Source organism: Vibrio sp. 1641 (genome assembly GCF_033339995.1).
GTDB classification, from domain to species: domain Bacteria; phylum Pseudomonadota; class Gammaproteobacteria; order Enterobacterales; family Vibrionaceae; genus Vibrio; species Vibrio alginolyticus.
In genome coordinates this window covers 1-585 of record NZ_JAWOVP010000355.1, presented here as the reverse complement: position 1 = coordinate 585, position 585 = coordinate 1, and the positions used below count along the sequence as shown (strand labels likewise).

Annotated in this window: 1 protein-coding gene; it reads left to right on the top strand. The window is 47.9% G+C overall.

Annotation, left to right across the window (positions count from 1 at the left end; genetic code table 11):
* On the top strand, positions 1–585 hold a 585-nt coding region (locus R7Z47_RS25960; protein ID WP_318130912.1), incomplete at both ends, for a pilus (MSHA type) biogenesis protein MshL.

The following is a 585-nucleotide window of genomic DNA, read 5'->3' as shown; positions in this document are numbered from 1 at the left end:
AGGCGGAACGCGCATTGAAACCATCACCGAAAGTGATTTTTGGCCAATGTTGCAACAAGCGGTGGCGAACTTAATTGGTTCGGGTAAAGGCCAAAGTGTGGTAGTTACGCCACAAGCTGGCGTGATCACCGTGCGAGCTTTCCCTGATGATATTCGTGAAGTGCGCGAGTTTTTGGGTGTGTCTCAAGAACGAATGCAACGCCAAGTGATTCTTGAAGCGAAAATCTTAGAAGTCACGCTCAGCGATGGTTACCAGCAAGGTATTAACTGGTCGAACTTATCGGCGTCAATTGGTAACTCAGGCAGTATCATTGTTAATCGCCCCGCTTCTGCTCTGCCTCCATTAGATGCGATTGGTACGCTTCTTGGCGGTCAAACCAACGTTACGATCTCTGATGGTAACTTCGAGGCTGTATTAAACTTTATGTCGACGCAAGGCGACCTCAATGTACTCTCAAGCCCACGTATTACGGAGGCGAACAACCAAAAATCAGTGATCAAAGTTGGTACCGATCAGTACTTCGTGACTGAGCTTTCCAGTAATGCGGGTAATGGTGAAAACTCTAATGCGGTCCCTGAGGTAGA